Origin of the sequence: Paenirhizobium selenitireducens ATCC BAA-1503, from assembly GCF_900492185.1 — a bacterium.
Lineage (GTDB): Bacteria > Pseudomonadota > Alphaproteobacteria > Rhizobiales > Rhizobiaceae > Allorhizobium > Allorhizobium selenitireducens_A.
Map to the genome: position 1 here is coordinate 82,047 of NZ_UEYP01000001.1, position 19,038 is coordinate 101,084.

Consider the following 19,038-nt stretch of genomic DNA (forward strand, 5'->3'; position numbering starts at 1 on the left):
TTCACATACGCGATGCATGCGAGTTGACATACGGTGCGTATGTCAGTATCTCACATACACCTCGTATGTAGTAGCCATGTCCACCATGCTTGCCAAGCCTTTAGCTGGCCGGCACTGACCGGAGAAACAGAATGACCAGCAGGCACGCCGTCTTTCCCGCCAATCGCCACGCCCTCTACGAGGAGCACGGCTATTCCGCGGCAATCCGATCCGACAATCTCCTGTTCGTGTCGGGCCAGGTGGGCAGCCGGGCGGACGGCACTCCGGAGCCCGACTTTCCGGCCCAGGTCCAACTCGCTTTCGACAACCTCGAAGCCACGCTTCATGCCGGCGGATGCAGCTTCGATGATATCATCGATGTGACGACCTTTCATACCGATCCGGAAAGCCAGTTCCCGGCCATCATGGAGATCAAGCAGCGGGTCTTCAGCCAGCGGCCCTATCCGAACTGGACGGCAATCGGAGTTAACTGGCTTGCCGGTTTCGATTTCGAGATCAAGGTGATCGCCCGCATCCCGCCTGCGCATTAGCGCTCGACATCCGGTTCAGGTCACGCCCGGCTAGGCGCTATCCGTCGCCAAAGGTTGGAGGGCCATGCGCGTACAGGGAAAATCGCTGATTTCGCCCTTTGGGCGTTTCTATCGGCCATACGGGCTTGGGCACAGACGGCCATTCGTGCCGTCCGCACTGGCGAAGCTAAAGCCGCCCCGGCAATGAAGACACGGACAGCTGACCGACATCCGGAATGCCGCCTCTGCAGGCGGGCGGCGCCCCAGGCTGCCGCTCTCTCGCGTTACGCCGCGAAGGCGAGGGCCAAGGCGGCGAGCGCGGCGGAGGCACCGAGGCAGAGAAGGGTCAGGCGGCGAAGCCGTGCGAGTTCTTCGTCCCTCGTTCTGGCGATGGCGATGGCTTTTGCCTTGCTGTTCTTCATGATCATCGGCGCCTTCCTGGGAATAGCCGTTGAGGAAAAATGCCGATGCATTGCGGCAATCCGGTCCGACGTCATGTCACATCCGCTGTGGATGCCGGCATCGAGCCAGAATGACTCTGGCACGTTAACAAGAGCTAAATTATGGCGGAAAGCGCGCACAAATCAATGCGCTCACTAAAATTTGTTGCTATGCGTCAAAGCCTTCCGCGCGCGCCGGTCAAATGCTCTCTCCGGCCGCGTGACCGGATGCCCAGGCCCACTGGAAGTTATAGCCGCCCAGCCAGCCCGTGACGTCGACGCATTCGCCGATGAAGTAGAGGCCCGGAACGGCCTTGGCCATCATGGTCTTCGAATCCAGCCCGCTGACGTCGACGCCGCCAAGCGTCACTTCCGCGGTGCGATAGCCTTCCGAGCCGGCCGGCTTGATCGTCCAGCCATGGAGGAAGGCGGCCAGCGCCTCCAGCGCCTTGTCGGACAGGTCGGCAAGCGGTTTGTCGATCTTCTGCCGCTCGGCGACATATTGCGCCAGCCGCTTCGGCAGGTGCTGCGCCAGCACGGTCTGCACCGCCTGGCGGCCGTTCTCCTTCTTCGCCGCCTTCAGCACCGCGGCGAAATCCGCGTCCGGCTCGAGGCAAAGCGAGATCTCGTCGCCCTCGCGCCAATAGCTGGAAATCTGCAGGATGGCCGGTCCGGACAGGCCGCGATGGGTGAACAGCAGGGCCTCGCGAAACGCCGTCTTGCCGTGGCGCACCTCGGCATCGACCGAGACACCGGCGAGCGGCGCCAGCTCGGCCAGCAGCGCGGGGTCGAGCGTCAGTGGCACCAGGCCTGGCCGCGTCTCCGTCAGCCGAAGTCCGAACTGCTCGGCGACCTTATAGGCAAAACCCGTCGCCCCCATTTTCGGGATCGACTTGCCGCCGGTGGCGATCACCACGGAAGCGGCGCGGATCTCGCCGTCCGTCGTCTGCAGGCGAAAGCCGCCCTCGCCCTTCTCGACGGCTGAAATCTCGACGCCGAGCCTGAGGTCCACCCCGCCCGCGCGCATCTCGTCGAGCAGCATGCGGATGATGTCGCGGGCGCTGTCGTCGCAGAACAATTGCCCGAGCGTCTTTTCGTGCCAGGCGATCCTGTGCTTGTCGACCATGGCGATGAAGTCGGCGGGCGTGAAGCGGGCCAGCGCCGACTTCATGAAGTGCGGATTGGCTGAGATATAGTTCTTCGGCCCCGCATGGATATTGGTGAAATTGCAGCGCCCGCCGCCGGAAATGCGGATCTTCTCGCCCGGCGCCTTCGCATGGTCGATCAGCACGACGGAACGTCCACGGCGACCGGCGACGAGCGCCGCCATCATGCCCGCGGCGCCGGCTCCTATGACAGCAACATCAAATATATGCGCCAATTTCGGGTTCCTGCGACAAAGAAACCCTGTCTTTTCGATCAATCGGGCAAAGTCAATGGCGTTTGCCCCCTCGCCAAATGCCGAAGTCGGGTTATGATGCCGCCATCAACAACCAAACCGGTGAGACATGCCTCCGAAGAAAAATATGCTCAGACCCAAAGGCGCAGCGTCGAAAAAGGCGAGCATTCCTCCGGACATCAACTCCACCCGTGGCGTCAAGACCTGGAAGGAAGCCGCAGCTTGGCTGAGAGCCCGCGGCATCGAGGACATTGAGTGCATCACGCCCGACCTCGCGGGCGTTCCGCGCGGCAAGATGATGCCGACCTCGAAGTTCACCGGCGACACCTCGCTCGCCCTTCCCTCGGCGCTCTATCGCCATACGATTTCCGGCGAATATCCGGAGGAAAGCGGCCAGTTCCGCTACGATTCCCGCGACAGCGACATCAAGCTGATGCCGGATCTTTCGACCCTTTCCGTCGTACCGTGGGAAACCGACCCGACCGCGCAGGTGATCTGCGACATCATCACCACGGACGGCGAGGACGTGCCCTACACGCCGCGCAACGTGTTGAAGAACGTGCTGAAGCTCTATGACGCCAAGGGCTGGCGGCCGGTCGTGGCGCCCGAGATCGAATTCTATCTCGTCGCCATGAACGACGACCCGGACTATCCGCTGCATCCGCCGAAGGGCCGTTCCGGCCGCTCCATCCTCGGTGGCCAGGGCTATTCGATCGCCGGCATCAACGAGTTCGACGAGCTGATCGACGACATCTATCACTTCTCGGAAAAGCAGGGCCTCGAGATCGACACGCTGATCCACGAGGAGGGCCCGGCCCAGCTCGAGATCAACCTGCGCCACGGCAACCCGATCGAGCTTGCCGACCAGGTCTTCCTGTTCAAGCGCACGATCCGCGAGGCGGCCCTGAAGCACGGCATCTACGCCACCTTCATGGCCAAGCCCATGCAGGGCCAGCCGGGTTCGGCCATGCACATCCACCAGTCGGTGGTCGACGCGGAGACGGGCAAGAACATTTTCTCCAACCCCGACGGCTCGCCGTCCAAGGAGTTCTTCCACTTCATCGGCGGCATGCAGACCTTCGTGCCGAAGACGCTGGTGATGATGGCGCCTTACGTGAACTCCTATCGCCGGCTCACCCCCGACATGTCGGCCCCGGTCAACAATGCCTGGGGTTACGACAACCGCACGACGGCCTTCCGCGTGCCGGTCTCCGACGCCAGGGCGCGGCGCGTGGAAAACCGCCTGCCGAGCTCGGATGCCAATCCATACCTCGCGCTCGCGGCCTCGCTGGCCTGCGGCTATCTCGGCATCATCAAGGGCATCGAGCCGACGGCGGCCTCCGAGGGAACGGCCAATGAAGGTTCGGTCGAGCTGCCGCGCGGCCTGCTCGAGGCCGTGTCGCTGCTGGAATCCGATCCGGCGCTGGGCGAGGTCCTGAGCGCGGAATTCATCGGCCTCTATGCCGGCGTGAAGAGGGGCGAATTCGAGACCTTCATGCAGGTCATCAGTCCGTGGGAACGCGAGTTCCTGCTGCTGAACGTCTGATCCGAAGGAGTCTCCCATGGCTTGGCAGAGCCCCATCGCACCGGGAATTTCCTGGTATCAATCCACCGTGACCGAGCGGCCGGAATACCCGGCCCTCGACGGATCGAAGACCGTCGACGTCGCCATCGTCGGCGGCGGCTTCACTGGCCTGCAGGCCGCCTACAACCTCGCGACCGCCGGCCTTTCGGTCGTCGTGATCGAGGGCTGCCGCATCGGCGACGGCGCCTCTGGCCGCAATGGCGGGCAGATGGGCACCGGCCAGCGCTGGTATCCGGAGGAACTCGAGGCCGAACTCGGCTACGAGCGGTCCAAGGCTCTCTTCGATCTGGCCGAGAATGCCAAGAAATACGTGCTCTCCTTTGCCGAGACGCACGGCATCGACATGGAATTCATGCCCGGCCAGATGAACGTCTCCCACAAGCCGGGACACGACAAGGAATACCAGCGCACGGCGGAAATCGCCGCAACGCGCTATGGCTATCCGCATCTTGCATTCATGGACGGCAGGGAGACCGCCGAACGCGTCGGCTCGAAGCGTTTCTTCTGCGGCGTGCGCGACAGCGGCACCGGCCATATCCATCCGCTGAAGCTGATCGTCGGGCTCGCCAGGGCAGCCAAGGCTGCGGGTGCGGACATCCATGAGATGACCAAGGCCTCGTCGATCCGCCAGTCGGGGGGCAAGACCCTGATCGATACGCCGACCGGCACGATCACCGCCGACAAGGTGCTGATCGCCACAAACGCCTATATCGGCAATCTCGAGCCGGTGACGGCCGCCCATGTCATGCCGATCCGCTCCTTCATCGGCGCGACCGTACCGCTCGACAGGTTCCCCTCCGTCATCCCGGGCAGGGAATCGATCGCCGACTCGCGCTTCGTCGTGCGTTATTGGCGCCGCACGCGCGACGGAAGAATGCTGTTCGGCGGGCGCGAGGCCTATACCTCGGACACGCCGCGCGACATCTCCACCCATATCCGCCGGCAGATCGCCGAGATCTATCCGGAACTCAAGGATATCGAGATCACCCATGGCTGGGGCGGATCGGTCGGCATCACCATGCCGCGCAAGCCGTTTGCCCGCGAAGTCATGCCCGGCGTGATCTCGATCGGCGGCTATTCCGGCCACGGCGTCATGCTGTCCAACTATTGCGGCAAGCTCTATGCCGACATGGTGACGGGCAAGGGCGGCGAGCTCGACCATCTGCTCGACCTGAAAATCCCGCCCTTCCCCGGCGGCGCGAAATTCCGCAGTCCCCTGCTGTTCCTCGCGCTGACCTGGTACGCGCTGCGCGACAAGCTTTGATTTCTTGCGCTGCGGGCATGGTTTTCGCACCTGCCCACTGGCTTTTTTAAATCGATTAGATTACATCTGGCTTCAGTGATTTCGATTGAGAGAAGCCTGAATGAGCAGCCAGATCATCCCCGTCGAGCCGTTTGACTATGTCGTCTTCGGCGGCACCGGCGATCTTGCGGAGCGCAAGCTCCTTCCCGCCCTTTATCATCGCCAGCTCGCCGGCCAGCTGACCGAGCCGACCCGGGTCATCGGCGCTTCGCGCACGCCGATGAGCGACGACGAATATCGCCAGTTCGCCACCAATGCGCTGAAGGAACACCTGAAAGCCGGCGAGTTTGCCGATGACGAAGTTGCGAAGTTCTGCGCCCGCATCCACTACGTCTCGGTCGATGCCAAGTCGCCGGAGGGCTGGGACAAGCTGAAGGCCCTGCTCGACGAGGGCAAGGATCTGGTGCGCGCCTTCTATCTCGCCGTCTCGCCGGCCATCTTCGGCGACATCGCCGAAAAGATCCGCGATTTCAAGCTGATCACCAAGTCGACCCGCATCGTCGTCGAAAAGCCGATCGGCCGCGACCTGGAATCGGCGCAGGCGCTCAACGACACAATCGGCAAGGTGTTCAAGGAAGAGCAGATCTTCCGCATCGACCATTATCTCGGCAAGGAGACGGTGCAGAACCTGATGGCGCTGCGCTTTGCCAACGCGCTCTACGAGCCGTTGTGGAACTCCGCCCATATCGACCATGTCCAGATCACGGTCGGCGAATCCGTCGGGCTCGAGGGCCGCGTCAGCTATTACGACAAGGCCGGCGCGCTGAGGGACATGGTGCAGAACCACATTCTGCAACTGCTCTGCCTGGTTGCCATGGAAGCCCCCAATTCGATGGAGGCGGAAAGCGTGCGCGACGAGAAGCTCAAGGTGTTGCGCTCGCTGAAGCCGATCACCAATGGCAATATCGAGAAGCTCACGGTGCGCGGCCAGTACAAGGCCGGCGCCTCGGCCGGCGGTCCGGTCAAGGGCTATACGGAAGAGCTCGGCGGACCGTCCGACACCGAGACCTTCGTCGCCATCAAGGCCGAGATCGCCAACTGGCGCTGGGCCGGCGTGCCCTTCTATCTGCGCACCGGCAAGCGGCTCGCCTCGCGCGTCTCGGAAATCGTCGTCTCCTTCAAGCCGATCCCGCATTCGATCTTCGATGACGCCGCCGGGCGGATCGAGGCCAACCAGTTGGTGATCCGCCTGCAGCCCGACGAGGGCGTCAAGCAGTGGCTGATGATCAAGGACCCCGGTCCGGGCGGCATGCGCCTTCGCCATGTCTCGCTCGACATGAGCTTCGCCCAGGCCTTCGACGTGCGCAATGCGGATGCCTACGAGCGCCTGCTGATGGACGTCATCCGCTCCAACCAGACGCTGTTCATGCGCCGCGACGAGGTCGAGGCCGCATGGAACTGGGTCGATCCGATCCTCAAGGGCTGGGAGGAAACCGGGCAGAAGACGCAAGGCTATACGGCCGGCACCTGGGGCCCGAGCCAGGCGATCGCGCTGATCGAACGTGACGGCCGCACCTGGCACGAGGCGGATTAGAGCGCCATGGCTCACAGGATGCACCAGTTCCAAGACCGCGTCGCGCTTGCCGAGGCCCTGGCCGACCGTGTCGCCGCCCTGCTGTCCGCCGCGATCGCCGCGCGCGGCGCAGCCTCGCTCGCCGTCTCAGGCGGCTCGACGCCAAGACTGTTCTTCGAGGCCCTCTCCACCCGCGACATCGCCTGGGACCGGGTCACGGTGACCCTGGTCGACGAGCGCTTCGTGCCGGCGGACCATCCCCGCTCCAACCACCTGCTGGTCGCCACCCATCTGCTCAAGGACAAGGCGGCGCCCGCCCGCTTCGTGCCGCTCTATCATGCCGCGGCCAATGCCGAGGATGCGGCGGCGCTTGCCACGGACGAAACCGCGAGCCTCGGCAAGCCCTTCGACGTGGTGATCCTCGGCATGGGCAATGACGGCCACACCGCCTCCTTCTTCCCCGGCGGCGACCGTCTCGACGCGGCGCTCGATCCATTAGGCGCCCGCCGGGTGATGACGATGGAAGCGGAAGGGGCCGGCGAAACCCGCCTCACCTTCTCCTATCCCGCGCTCGCCGATGCCCGCCTGCTCATCCTCCATATCGAGGGCGCCGAGAAGAAGGCGGTGCTCGACCGGGCGCTGGCCGGAACCGACACGCGGGAAATGCCGGTCCGCGCCCTGCTGGAACGGGCGCCGACCCCGCCCGACATCTACTGGGCGCCCTGAGCCGCCCCACCGCTGCCGCCCCGCGCGCGGGACGGCAATCGACATGCCCGCGCTGAGCGGGCTTTTGAGCGCGACGATCGAAGCCGAGCCGAAGCGCGCCTTATCCAAGGAGTGACATCCGATGTCCGCAGACAGCCGTATCGAAGCCATCACCCGCCGCATCGTCGAGCGTTCCAGGCCGAGCCGCGAGGTCTATCTGGAGCGCGTGCGCGGTCAGATCAGCAAGGGCGTGCATCGCTCGGTGCTGTCCTGCGGCAACCTCGCCCATGGCTTTGCCGCCTGTTCCGTCGGGGACAAGGCGGCGCTTGCCGGCGACATCATCCCCAATCTCGGCATCATCACCGCCTATAACGACATGCTCTCGGCCCACCAGCCGTTCGAGACCTATCCGGCGCTGATCCGCAAGGCGGCAGCCGAAGCCGGCGGCATCGCCCAGGTCGCCGGCGGGGTTCCCGCCATGTGCGACGGCGTCACGCAAGGCCAGCCGGGCATGGAATTGTCGCTCTTTTCGCGCGACGTGATCGCCATGGCGGCCGGCATCGGGCTGTCGCACAACATGTTCGACGCGGCCGTCTTCCTCGGCGTGTGCGACAAGATCGTGCCCGGCCTCGTCATCGCCGCACTCACCTTCGGCCACCTGCCCTCGGTCTTCATCCCCGCCGGGCCCATGACCACGGGCCTGCCGAACGACGAGAAGTCGCGCATCCGCCAGCTCTATGCCGAGGGCAAGGTCGGCCGCGCCGAGCTGCTGGAAGCCGAATCCAAGTCCTATCACGGCCCCGGCACCTGCACCTTCTACGGCACGGCCAATTCCAACCAGATGCTGATGGAGATCATGGGCTTCCACATGCCCGGCGCCTCCTTCATCAACCCGAACACGCCGCTTCGCGACGCGCTGACGAAGGAAGCGACGAAGCGGGCACTCGCCATCACCGCCCAGGGCAACGAGTTCACCCCTGCCGGCGAGATGATCGACGAGCGCTCGATCGTCAACGGCGTCGTCGGCCTGCACGCCACCGGCGGCTCGACCAACCACACCCTGCACCTCGTCGCCATGGCCCGCGCCGCCGGCATCCATCTCACCTGGCAGGACATTTCCGATCTGTCGGACATCGTGCCGCTTCTGGCCCGCGTCTATCCGAACGGCCTTGCCGACGTGAACCACTTCCATGCCGCCGGCGGCATGGGCTTCCTGATCAAGCAGTTGTTGAAGGCCGGCTTCGTGCATGACGACGTGCGCACCGTCTACGGCCAGGGGCTGGCCGCCTACACGATCGACCCGAGGCTCGGGCCCGACGGCAACGTCATCCGCCAGCCGTCGCCGGAAGAGAGCGCCGATCCCAAGGTTCTCGCCCGCATCGACACGCCGTTCCAGCCGAATGGAGGGCTGAAGATGCTGACCGGCAATCTCGGCAAGGCGGTGATCAAGGTCTCGGCGGTCAAGCCGGAACGCCAGGTGATCGAGGCCCCGGCCATCGTCTTCCACGACCAGCAGGAATTGCAGGACGCCTTCAAGGCCGGCACGCTCGACCGCGATTTCGTCGCGGTCGTGCGCTTCCAGGGACCGAAGTCGAACGGCATGCCCGAGCTTCACCGTCTGACCCCGCCGCTCGGTGTGCTGCAGGATCGCGGTTTCAAGGTGGCGCTGGTCACCGATGGACGGATGTCCGGCGCGTCGGGCAAGGTTCCGGCGGCGATCCACGTCACGCCGGAGGCGGTCGACGGCGGCGCGATCGCAAAGATCCGCGACGGCGACGTGATCCGCCTGGATGCGATCGCCGGCACACTGGAAGTCCTCGCCCCCGCCGCCGAATTCGCCGCCCGCCCGGCCATCGTCGCCGATCTCTCGGCCAACGAATTCGGCATGGGCCGCGAACTTTTCGCGCCGCTCCGCCGCGTGGCGGGACCGGCCGACGAGGGTGCGAGCGTCTTGTACTGAACGGGCCGTGGAGTGCGCCTTTCGTGCCGAGCTGCCCGGCCCATGGGCCGGGCCTCGACGCATCCACCCGCGGAGTTAAGTCGGCGAAGAGGCCGGCTGCCAACCCGGAAAACCTAAAGAAGCCGGCCATCTCCATGGCCGGCTGCCTTTTGCTCCAGCGTTTACGCCGCTTACATCATCGCCACGTATTTCGGCAGTTCGGTCATGCGCGGCACGACGATCAGCGTCTTCACATTGCCGCGCTTGAAGGCGTTGAGGAACTTGTTGTAGTCCTCGAACACCACGCAACCGGAACTGTCGCCGCGTTTGCGCAACAGATAGGTGTGGGTCAGGAAGCCGTCGCGGCCATACATCTTGGCATCGCCGACCGGGGTCATGCGGATCGCCTCGATGCCGTGGAAGCGGCTCTCGCGCATCCGCAGGCTGTAGACGTTGGGTGGCGTCGGGCCGCGGTTCTTGACATGGACGAATTTCGGATTGTCGCGCATGTGGGCGCGGCCGGAATGGGCCTCGAGCTTCTCGCCGTTGGGCATGTGGACGATGCCGGCGGAAATATCATAGACGGCGACGCCCCGGCCCGGCAGCTTGGGCTTGCGGGAAAAGAGCGACGGGCGTTCCTCGTCGCTGCTGCTGGCCAGTGGGTTTTCAGGCTTGGCATAGGCGAGCAGTGTCGCCGGCTTTTCCGGTTTCGCCTTGGCCTTGGCGCTAGCGTCAGGCTTTTCGGTGACACGCGCCGGCGCACTCGGGCGGGCGTTCGGCAGCGGCACATCGTCCGGCAGAGCGCCGTGGTCTTCCACTTCGGGTTCGGACAGGAGTTCGACGAAAGGCTCCTCGCGCGGATCCGGGCCGGGGTTGACCACGTCCTTGGCCGGCAGTGGCGCGGCATAGGCGAGGACTGCGGGCGCGTTTCCAAGCGTTTCCGCGCCGGTCGAGAGCTTGTCGCCGGGGGCCAGCGCGGCAGGATCGATCGAGGCTGTCTGGATCGATGCACCGGTGGCGACAATATGGTTGTCCTCCTGCGGTCCAAGCCCGGCAATCGCCTTGGCATTGCGCTCGGCGATCGATTCCGCCAGTGCCATGCGCAACATGTCGCGTGCCATCGGATCCTTCGAAGCGCGCTCGCGCCGTTCCAGCATGCGGTCGCCCTTGTCGACAGCGGCCAGCGCCATCGAGGCGGGAAGCATCAGAATGCCCGCTTCCTCGGTTGCAGCGATCGCTGCAGCGATGCGCATGCGGGCAGCCTCCGCCTCGGTCGCCACGGTTGTGCGAGCGCCGCGCTTCGGCACCTTGCCAGTCTCGGCCGCCTGCCCGGACAGCGCCAGCTTCGGCGCCTCGAGCTTGGGCTGCGACATGACCGAATGAAGGATTGCCACGCCGGCCGTCACCCAGAGGATGGCGGCCAGACCGACGCCGATGGCGACGGGGCTCTTGGAGGCCTTGCGACCTTTTCCGGATCGGGATTTGGGACCAGTGGTCGGTTTGTCCTTGGTGTGTGTCTCGGTCGAGAACGCCATACTCTCACTCGCTACCAGAGGCCGAACGGCCCGGCGGGGTTGATCGCCGCAGCCTGTACACATCCGGTGAGCCGAGAGACCTTGTGTCAGGACCTCCGCTATTCCGGATGTCCTAAACAATGAAGAATCTTGGTAACCAAGAGGTTTACGCCGCGTGATTCTTTTATCACTGGCAGAAATGGCAAGATAAAGGCAAAAACTGACAGTTACACGGCGCGGGTAAGGCCGCCGTCGACGCGAATGTTCTGGCCGGTGATATAGCCGGCACCATCGGAGGCGAGGAAGGCGACGGTCGCGGCGATCTCCTCGCTCTTGCCGTAGCGCTGCATCGGCACGCTGCCGCGCCGTTCCTCCGTCGCCGGCAGGCTATCGATCCATCCTGGCAGAACATTGTTCATACGCACATTGTCGGCCGCATAGGTGTCGGCAAAGATCTTCGTGAAGGCCGCAAGGCCGGCGCGCGCGACGGCGGAAGTGGGGAACATGGCACTCGGCTCAAACGCCCAAGCCGTTGAAATGTTGATGATCGTGCCGGACCTGCGGGCCTGCATGACCGGCGTCACCAGGCGGGTCGGGCGGATGACGTTGAGCAGATAGGTGTCGATGCCCTTGTGCCAGTCCTCGTCGGTGATCTCGAGGATCTGGCCGCGCGGCCCGTGGCCGGCGCTGTTGACCAGGACGTCGATCCGGCCGAAACGCTCCATTGTGCCGTCGACCAGACGCTTCAGGTCGTCGTTCGACTGGTTGGAGCCGGTGATGCCGAAACCGCCGAGTTCGGCGGCCAGCGCCTCGCCCTTGCCGGAGGAGGACAGGATCGCGATCTTGAAACCATCGGCTGCGAGGCGTTTTGCCGCAGCCGCTCCCATGCCGCTTCCACCGGCGGTAATGATGGCAACCTTCTGTTCCGACATGACGAATTCCTTCTGCTGAATGAGGTTGCGAGGATTTCGTCCTTTGCCGGCAAAGTCGAGTCAGAAAAACGAGAGCCGGCGAAGCTTGCACTCCGCCGGCCTTTGATGTCGTGCATAAATGCTGCCCGGTGCCTTACCAGGAGCGAACGTCGAGCACCCGATCGCGATGCGCCGGATGGGTCGAGAAGACGAAGATGCGGTCGAGTTCCTTCTTCGTCAGCAGGCGCAGGAAGCGGATCTCGGCGGTGTTGTTGGCGAAGGTCTTCATCAGCAGGCAGCCCACCTTGGTGATGCGAGCGTCGGGAAGATCAAGATAGAATTGCTGCGGCAGATTGTACTGGGTGAGCAGGCCGATGATCGCGCCGCTCATGGAGATCTTGATGACATCGCAGCGGCGGGCGGCCATGTGCATCACGCCCTTCTCGGTATATTCGATGCGCGCCGCGTTCATCGTGTCCTCCATGGGAAACCGCGCTTCGCGGTCGTACATGAAGGATTCTTCGCGTTGCAGATAATGGCTGCCACCGACCGCCTGTCTCATCTGATGTCCCTGCCCCTGGTTTCCAGTGTTATGGGCAGGAGCCTAGCAGGAGGGACTTTAACAGATGGTATTTGCGCCAGGGCGCCCTGTGGACAAGGCGATCGCGTTTGCGGTCAGGGCAAACGGGAGCTTAATTTTCGGGGGTCACTTCCTGTAGGTGTGTCCTGTCGCGTCGAAAAGGTGCAGTTTGGTCCGGTCGGCCGAGAAACGCATCTTCTCGCCCTTCTTCACGTCGACGATGCCGGGAAGTTTGACGACGATCGGCTCGTCCTCGACGGGGCCGTCGACATAGAGCATCGTCACCTCACCCAGCGCCTCGACGATGGTGAGCGTACCCTCGAACAGGAAGTCATCGCCGGTGGCGATCGACAGGTCCTCGGGGCGAACACCGAAGCTCGCCGCCTTGCCGACATTGGCCGCCGGCGTCTCGATATCGACGCGAACGGACGTACCGTCCTTGAGGGTGATCGTGGTCGGATTGCCGGCAGAGGCAATCGTGGCCGGCATGATGTTCATCGCCGGCGAGCCGATGAAGCGGGCGACGAACAGATTGGCCGGGCGCTCATAGAGTTCGAGCGGCGGGCCGACCTGCTCGATCTTGCCGGCAGAAAGCACGACGATCCGGTCGGCCAGCGTCATCGCCTCGACCTGGTCGTGGGTGACGTAGATCATCGTCGTGTCGGGCATGCTCTCGTTGAGCTTGGCGATCTCGATGCGCGTTGCGACGCGTAGCGCCGCATCGAGGTTGGAGAGCGGTTCGTCGAACAGGAAGACCTTGGGGTCGCGGCAGATGGCGCGACCGATCGCCACGCGCTGGCGCTGACCGCCGGACAATGCCTTGGGCAGGCGGTCGAGATAGGGGGTGAGTTGCAGGATGTCGGCGGCGTTCTTGACGCGGCGGTCGATCTCGTCCTTGCTCTCGCCGGCAATCCGCATGCCAAACGCCATGTTGTCGTAGACCGTCATATGCGGATAGAGCGCATAGGACTGGAACACCATGGCAATGCCGCGCTTGGACGGCGGCACGTTGTTGACCACCTGGCCGTCGATGATCATCTCGCCCGAGGTAATGTCCTCGAGCCCGGCGATCATGCGCAGCAGCGTGGACTTGCCGCAGCCCGATGGGCCGACGAAGACGACGAACTCGCCTTCCTCGATCGTCAGATCGATGCCGTGCAGCACCTTCACCTGTCCGTAGTTCTTGCGGATATCCTTGAGAACCAGGCCCGTCATGTGTCTTCCTCCCAATCAGGCGTGACGCGCGAAATATGCGCCCCAGGCCGGCAATTCGACCGCGTGATCTTCTATCTTGCTGATGAAACCATGGTCTTCCAGGACGTTCCACGACCCTTCGGGCAGCGGAATTCGCGCCGGCTCGGCGCTCATGTTGAAGACGCAAAGCAAGGTTTCGTTGGCCAGCGTGCGGGTATAGGCAAGCGCCGTCTCGCCGATGGTGTGGAATTCCATGTCGCCCTTGACCAGCGCCGGATGGGCGCGGCGGAAGGCGAGAAACCGGCGATAGTGCTCCAACACGCTGTCGTCCTTGCCCTCCTGGACGCTCACCGCATTGATCGCGTGCTCGACTGGGATCGGCAGCCAGGTCTTCGTCGCCGTCGAGAAGCCGGCCTGCTGGGCGGCGCTGTCCCAGACCATCGGGGTGCGGCAACCATCGCGGCCCTTGAATTCCGGCCAGAACTGGATGCCGTAAGGGTCCTGCAGATCCTCGAAGGCGATATCGGCTTCGGTCAGCCCCAGTTCCTCGCCCTGGTAGATACAGACCGAGCCGCGCTGGGTCATAAGGATCGCCGCCATCAGCTTGGCGAAGGCGATGCGGTCGGCGACATTGGCGCCCCAGCGGCTGACATGGCGCACCACGTCGTGGTTGGAGAAGGCCCAGCAGGCCCAGCCTTCGGGGGCCGCTGCGGCAAAGGCTTCCTGCGTCTTGGCGACGACCTTCGGCGTCAGCGGTTCGGGCGCGAGGAATTCAAAGGCGTAGCACATCTGCATCTTGTCGTTGCCGGACGTATATTGGCCGACGATCTCGAGACCATACTGGCTGTCGCCCACCTCGCCGACCGCGGCGATCGCCGGATATTCCTCAAGCAGCGCGCGGAAGCGCTTGAGGAATTCGAGATTTTCCGGCTGGTTCTTGTCGTAGAGATGGTCCTGGAAATTGTAAGGATTGACCGCCGGCGCGGTCGAGGCATTGCGCCGCTCGGGCGCCAGCGCCGGATTGTCGCGCAAGAGCTTGTCGTGGAAGTAGAAATTGATCGTGTCGAGGCGGAAGCCGTCGACGCCGCGCTCGAGCCAGAAGCGCGTCGCGTCGAGCACGGCATTCTGGACCTGCGGATTGTGCATGTTGAGGTCCGGCTGCGACGCCAGGAAGTTGTGCATGTAATACTGCATGCGCGTCGGGTCCCAATGCCAGGCAGACCCGCCGAAGATCGACAGCCAGTTGTTCGGCGGCGTACCGTCGGGCTTCGGATCCGACCAGACATACCAGTCCGATTTGGAATTGATGCGGCTCGACCGGCTCTCGACGAACCATTCATGCTGGTCCGAAGTGTGCGAGATCACCAGATCGATCATCACCTTGATGTTGAGCCGGTGCGCCTCGGCGATCATGGCGTCGAAATCGGCTATGCTGCCGAACATCGGGTCGACGTCGACATAGTTCGACACGTCGTAGCCAAAGTCCTTCATCGGCGAGGTGAAGAAGGGCGAGATCCAGATCGCGTCGGCGCCGAGTGCCGCGACATGCGGCAGACGGGCGGTAATGCCCTTCAGGTCACCGATGCCGTCGCCATTGGAGTCCTGATAGGAGCGCGGGTAGATCTGGTAGATCACCGCGCCACGCCACCAGTCCTTGTCCGGCGCAGAGGTCGATGGGGTCATTGCAGTCATGGTCAGTCCTTGTGAATGCGAACAATGAAGGCCGAATGTCTCAACCGCCCTTGACCGAGCCCGCGAGCAGGCCGCGGACGAGGTAGCGTTGCAGCGTGAAGAAGACGAGGAGCGGAACGATGATGGTGATGAAGGCGGAGGCGGTGAGGATTTCCCACTTGCCGCCGCGCGAGCCGAGCAGGTTGACCAGGCGTCCGGTCAGCACGAGTTCGTTGTCGCCGGTACCGAGGAAGACCATGGCCACCAGCAGATCGTTCCAGGTCCACAGGAACTGGAAGATGGCGAAGGAGGCGAGCGCCGGATAGGAGAGCGGCAGCACGATCTTCATGAAGATGGTGAAATCGGAAGCGCCGTCGACGCGTGCCGATTCCATGATCTCGCGCGGCAGGCCGGCGATGTAGTTGCGCAGCAGGTAGATGGCGAGCGGCAGGCCGAAGCCCATATGGGCGAGCCAGATGCCGAGATAGGTCTTCGACGGCACGCCGAAGAAGCCGCCGACGCTGTTGTACATGCGCAGGAGCGGGATCAGCGACATTTGCAGCGGCACGACGAGCAGGCCGACGATGACCGCGAGGATGATCGCCCGGCCGGGGAACTTCATCCAGGCGAGCGCGTAGGCGGCAAAGGCGGCAACGAGGATCGGGATGATGGTCGATGGGACGGCGACGGTCAGCGAATTGAGGAAGGACTTGCCGATGCCCTCGGCGGTCAGCACGGTCTTGTAGTTTTCCAGCGTGAAGCGTGGCGGAATGCCGGCGGTGTAGAAGATGCGCTGGCCGCGCGTGCCCTCGAAGGCCTTGGGCGAAGTCAGGCGGAAATCGCCGCTCTCCGCAACCGTGAGCTTCTCCCCGTCCTTCAGTTCGGCGGTGGTGCCGGGCTCATAGGCGGCGGGGTCCTGGCTCGACGTGCCGAAGGCCGTGACGACGCCCTTGCCGCCTTCGAAGATGTTGCCGGAAATGACGAAGGCGCCGTTTTCCTCGACCTGGCTTTCGGCGCCGGGCGCCCGGTACATGGCGTTCTGCGTTGAGGTCGAGAGCGCCGTCCACCAACCGGAGGCGACGATCTGGTCCTTGTCGCGCAAGGCCGAGATGAACAGGCCGGCGGTCGGGAGGGTCCAGATGACCACGAGGAAAAGGACGGAAAGATGAACCGCCCAAGTGAGCGGAGAACGGATGCTGCCCTTGTGCATGTCAGCGTCCCTCCATTTCGCGGCGTGCGTTGCGGATATTCCAGATCATGATCGGCACGACCATGATCATGATGACGACCGCGATCGAGGCGCCGCGACCGAAATCACCGCCGCCGCGGAACATCCAGTCGAACATCAGATTGGCGAGCACCTGCGTCTGCCACTGACCGTTGGTCATCGCGAGCACGATGTCGAACACCTTGAGGACGAGGATGGTGATGGTGGTCCAGACCACGGCGATCGTGCCCCAGATCTGCGGCACCTTGATCTTCATGAAGATCTGCCAGGGATTGGCGCCGTCGATGACGGCGGCTTCGATGGTCTCTTCGGGGATGCCGCGCAGCGCCGCCGACAGCAACACCATGGCAAAGCCGGTCTGGATCCAGATGAGGATGACCATGAGGAAGAAATTGTTCCAGAAGGGCAGCGTGATCCATATCTGCGGCTCGCCGCCCAGCGCCACGACGATGGCGTTGAGAATGCCGATCTGTTCGGCGCCGACGTCGCGGTAGTCGTAGACGAACTTCCAGATGACCGAGGCGCCGACAAAGGAGATCGCCATCGGCATGAAGATCAGCGACTTGGCGATATTGCCCCACCAGATGCGGTCGGTGAGCGCGGCGATGATCAGTCCGAACAGCGTGGAGGCGGCGGGCACGACGATCAGCCAGAGCATGTTGTTGTAGATCGACTGGCGGAACTCGCCGTCGAAGAACATCCAGCGATAGTTGGCGAGCCCGACGAAATTGGTGCCGGAACGGTCATAGAGCGAATAGGCGACGGAGGAGAAGAACGGATAGACGAGATAGATCGTCAGCGACACCAGCGCCGGCCCGAGGAACAGCCAGGGGCGGATGCTGTTGGCGCGGTGAATGTTCTGCGACGCCTGAGCCGCATCATCGATATTCGAGGGAAATATCCAGTCGAGGAGAAGATTCGAGCCGTAGAAATAGCCGACCGCTCCGGCAACGCCGATGACGATGGTCACAAGGGCATAGAGTAGCTGTTCCAATCTTGCCTCCCCGGGTGGCTCTTCGCCGGCGGCCGCAAACAGCCGCCGGCAGAACCGCTCCTATCGTTGCCTCGCCGGACCTGTATCCGGCGAAGGGTCGCTTTGCGGACGTTTACTTCAGCGAATCCCAGACCTTCTGGACGCCGGCCGCGACATCGGCGGACGACTTGCCGCCGGTGAAGTCGACCATGCCGGTCCAGAAGGCGCCGGCGCCGATCTTGCCGGGCATCAGGTCGGAACCATCGAAGCGGAAGGTCGTGGCATTGAGCAGGATTTCGCCCTGCTTGGCCATCGGTGCGTTGGCGTAGGCTTCCTTGTTGGCTGCCTTGTACGGCGTGAGGAAGCTCGACTGCGCCATCCACAGTTCATGGGCAATCGGGGTCTTCAGGAACTCGAAGAAGACGCGGGCCGCCGGGGTGTCCTTGGTGAGGATGGCCAGCGTGCCGGCACCGAGTACCGGATTGCCGAGGTCCTTCTTGGACTCGTAAGGCGGCATGTAGAAGAAGTCCGCATCCTCGCCGACCACGGTGCCTTCAGGGAAGAAGGACGGGATAAAGGAGGCCTGATGGTGCAGGTAGCACTTCGGCGGCGAGGCGAAGAGGCCCTTCGGGCTGTCGCGGAAGTCGGTCGAGGAAACGGCAGCGACGCCGCCGTCGACGAACTTGTCGTTCTTGGCGAACCAGCCGAATTCATCGATCGCGCCGAGAACCGCCGGATCGTCGAACTTGATCTCGTTCGACACCCACTTGTCATAGACGTCGGCGGGTTGCGTGCGCAGCATCAGGTCTTCCACCCAGTCGGTGGCCGGCCAGCCGGTGGCGCCACCCGAGCCGAGGCCGATGCACCAGGGCGTGCCGCCGTCGGCGGCGATCTTCTCGGTAAGCGCCTTCAGCTCTTCCATGGTCTTCGGCACTTCGTAGCCGGCATCCTCGAAGTTCTCGGGCACGTACCACACCAGCGACTTCACGTCGATCTTGTAGGGGAAACCGTAGACGGCCGGCGTGCCGTCCTTGCCCTTGTAGGTGGCGAGGTCGACCCAGGACTGGCCGGCGGAATAGTTTTCCAGCAGCCAGTTCTTCACGTCGTCGCCGAGCGGCACCAGATGACCCTTGGAGGCGAGGTCGGCGATCAGGCCCGGCTGCGGCAGGATGGCAATGTCCGGCGGGCTGCCGGCCTGGGTGTCGATGACGATCTGCTGCTCGTAGTTCTCGGAGGAAGAATATTTGACGTCGATGCCGGTGGCGTCCTCGAAATAGGCGAGAATGCTCTCAAAGAGAGCCTGGTCTTCGCCGCGCCACGGCCCGAAAATGGTCACCGACTGACCGCTCGAACCGCCATGGGCCTTCTTGAACTCCTCGAAGCTCGCCCAGTTGAACTTGGCGTCCTCGCCGGGCTTGAACTTGAGTTCGGCGGCACCCGCCGATCCGGCGAGCAGTGCCATGGCAGCCGCCGTCAGGAGAAGTCTCTTCATGTGATTTACCTCCCATCACATAGCGGACGGGCAAAACCCGTCCCGCAGATTGAAAGTCATTCATTCAAAGCGCTTTGGCGAG

16 protein-coding genes are annotated in these 19,038 nt (G+C 63.6%); 6 read left to right on the plus strand and 10 right to left on the minus strand.

The genetic code is table 11. The features are described 5' to 3' along the window. Positions 1-131 precede the first annotated feature (131 nt). Positions 132-530 carry a RidA family protein gene (locus RHIZ70P_RS00340; RefSeq protein WP_115668399.1) on the plus strand — a complete coding sequence of 133 codons (399 nt, stop codon included), beginning with the start codon at positions 132-134 and terminating at the stop codon, positions 528-530. Positions 531-793: 263 nt separating this feature from the next. On the opposite strand, the gene RHIZ70P_RS22885 is transcribed toward RHIZ70P_RS00340, so the two are convergent. Continuing rightward, complete coding sequence (locus RHIZ70P_RS22885; RefSeq protein ID WP_181903937.1) at positions 794-937, minus strand: hypothetical protein; 144 nt, start codon at positions 935-937, stop codon at positions 794-796. 211 nt (positions 938-1,148) lie between these two features. Continuing rightward, positions 1,149-2,330: an NAD(P)/FAD-dependent oxidoreductase gene (locus RHIZ70P_RS00345; protein ID WP_115668400.1), complete on the minus strand. Its 1,182-nt coding sequence runs from the start codon at positions 2,328-2,330 to the stop codon at positions 1,149-1,151. A gap of 127 nt (positions 2,331-2,457) precedes the next feature. Here RHIZ70P_RS00345 and RHIZ70P_RS00350 point away from each other — a divergent pair, with 127 nt between their 5' ends. The 5 genes from RHIZ70P_RS00350 (at position 2,458) to edd (ending at position 9,414) form a co-directional block, all read left to right on the plus strand. Continuing rightward, a complete protein-coding gene (locus RHIZ70P_RS00350) occupies positions 2,458-3,894 on the plus strand; it encodes a glutamine synthetase family protein (protein WP_115668401.1) in 1,437 nt (478 codons plus the stop codon). Between the two features lie 16 nt (positions 3,895-3,910). Next, on the plus strand, positions 3,911-5,197 hold the full coding sequence (locus RHIZ70P_RS00355) for an NAD(P)/FAD-dependent oxidoreductase (RefSeq protein ID WP_115668402.1): 1,287 nt from the start codon (positions 3,911-3,913) through the stop codon (positions 5,195-5,197). A 100-nt stretch (positions 5,198-5,297) separates the two neighbouring features. Further along, complete coding sequence (gene zwf / locus RHIZ70P_RS00360; RefSeq protein WP_115668403.1) at positions 5,298-6,770, plus strand: glucose-6-phosphate dehydrogenase; 1,473 nt, start codon at positions 5,298-5,300, stop codon at positions 6,768-6,770. A gap of 6 nt (positions 6,771-6,776) precedes the next feature. After that, positions 6,777-7,475 (plus strand): 6-phosphogluconolactonase, encoded by a 699-nt coding sequence (pgl, locus tag RHIZ70P_RS00365; protein ID WP_115668404.1) that lies wholly within the window; start codon positions 6,777-6,779, stop codon positions 7,473-7,475. Positions 7,476-7,596: 121 nt separating this feature from the next. Further along, the gene (gene edd, locus RHIZ70P_RS00370) at positions 7,597-9,414 is read left to right on the plus strand and encodes a phosphogluconate dehydratase (protein WP_115668405.1); all 1,818 of its coding nucleotides are present in this window, start codon (positions 7,597-7,599) and stop codon (positions 9,412-9,414) included. Positions 9,415-9,584: 170 nt separating this feature from the next. Here the strand turns inward: edd and RHIZ70P_RS00375 are convergent, their stop codons facing one another. From RHIZ70P_RS00375 to RHIZ70P_RS00410, 8 genes are all read right to left on the minus strand, one after another. Continuing rightward, positions 9,585-10,928, minus strand: a complete 1,344-nt coding sequence (locus RHIZ70P_RS00375) for a DUF2778 domain-containing protein (protein WP_115668406.1) — start codon at positions 10,926-10,928, stop codon at positions 9,585-9,587. 206 nt (positions 10,929-11,134) lie between these two features. Further along, positions 11,135-11,839, minus strand: coding sequence for an SDR family oxidoreductase (locus RHIZ70P_RS00380; protein ID WP_115668407.1), 705 nt, complete (start codon positions 11,837-11,839; stop codon positions 11,135-11,137). A 133-nt stretch (positions 11,840-11,972) separates the two neighbouring features. Next, complete coding sequence (locus tag RHIZ70P_RS00385) at positions 11,973-12,329, minus strand: hypothetical protein (RefSeq protein ID WP_181903929.1); 357 nt, start codon at positions 12,327-12,329, stop codon at positions 11,973-11,975. A gap of 195 nt (positions 12,330-12,524) precedes the next feature. Continuing rightward, entirely contained in the window at positions 12,525-13,613 is a 1,089-nt protein-coding gene (locus RHIZ70P_RS00390) for an ABC transporter ATP-binding protein (RefSeq protein ID WP_115668409.1), read from the minus strand. 15 nt (positions 13,614-13,628) lie between these two features. Then, positions 13,629-15,284 carry an alpha-glucosidase family protein gene (locus RHIZ70P_RS00395; protein ID WP_115668410.1) on the minus strand — a complete coding sequence of 552 codons (1,656 nt, stop codon included), beginning with the start codon at positions 15,282-15,284 and terminating at the stop codon, positions 13,629-13,631. Between the two features lie 40 nt (positions 15,285-15,324). Further along, on the minus strand, positions 15,325-16,473 hold the full coding sequence (locus RHIZ70P_RS00400) for a carbohydrate ABC transporter permease (RefSeq protein ID WP_115668411.1): 1,149 nt from the start codon (positions 16,471-16,473) through the stop codon (positions 15,325-15,327). A gap of 1 nt (position 16,474) precedes the next feature. Further along, the gene (locus tag RHIZ70P_RS00405) at positions 16,475-17,485 is read right to left on the minus strand and encodes a carbohydrate ABC transporter permease (RefSeq protein ID WP_115668412.1); all 1,011 of its coding nucleotides are present in this window, start codon (positions 17,483-17,485) and stop codon (positions 16,475-16,477) included. A 112-nt stretch (positions 17,486-17,597) separates the two neighbouring features. After that, entirely contained in the window at positions 17,598-18,956 is a 1,359-nt protein-coding gene (locus RHIZ70P_RS00410) for an ABC transporter substrate-binding protein (RefSeq protein ID WP_115668413.1), read from the minus strand. Positions 18,957-19,038 lie beyond the last annotated feature (82 nt).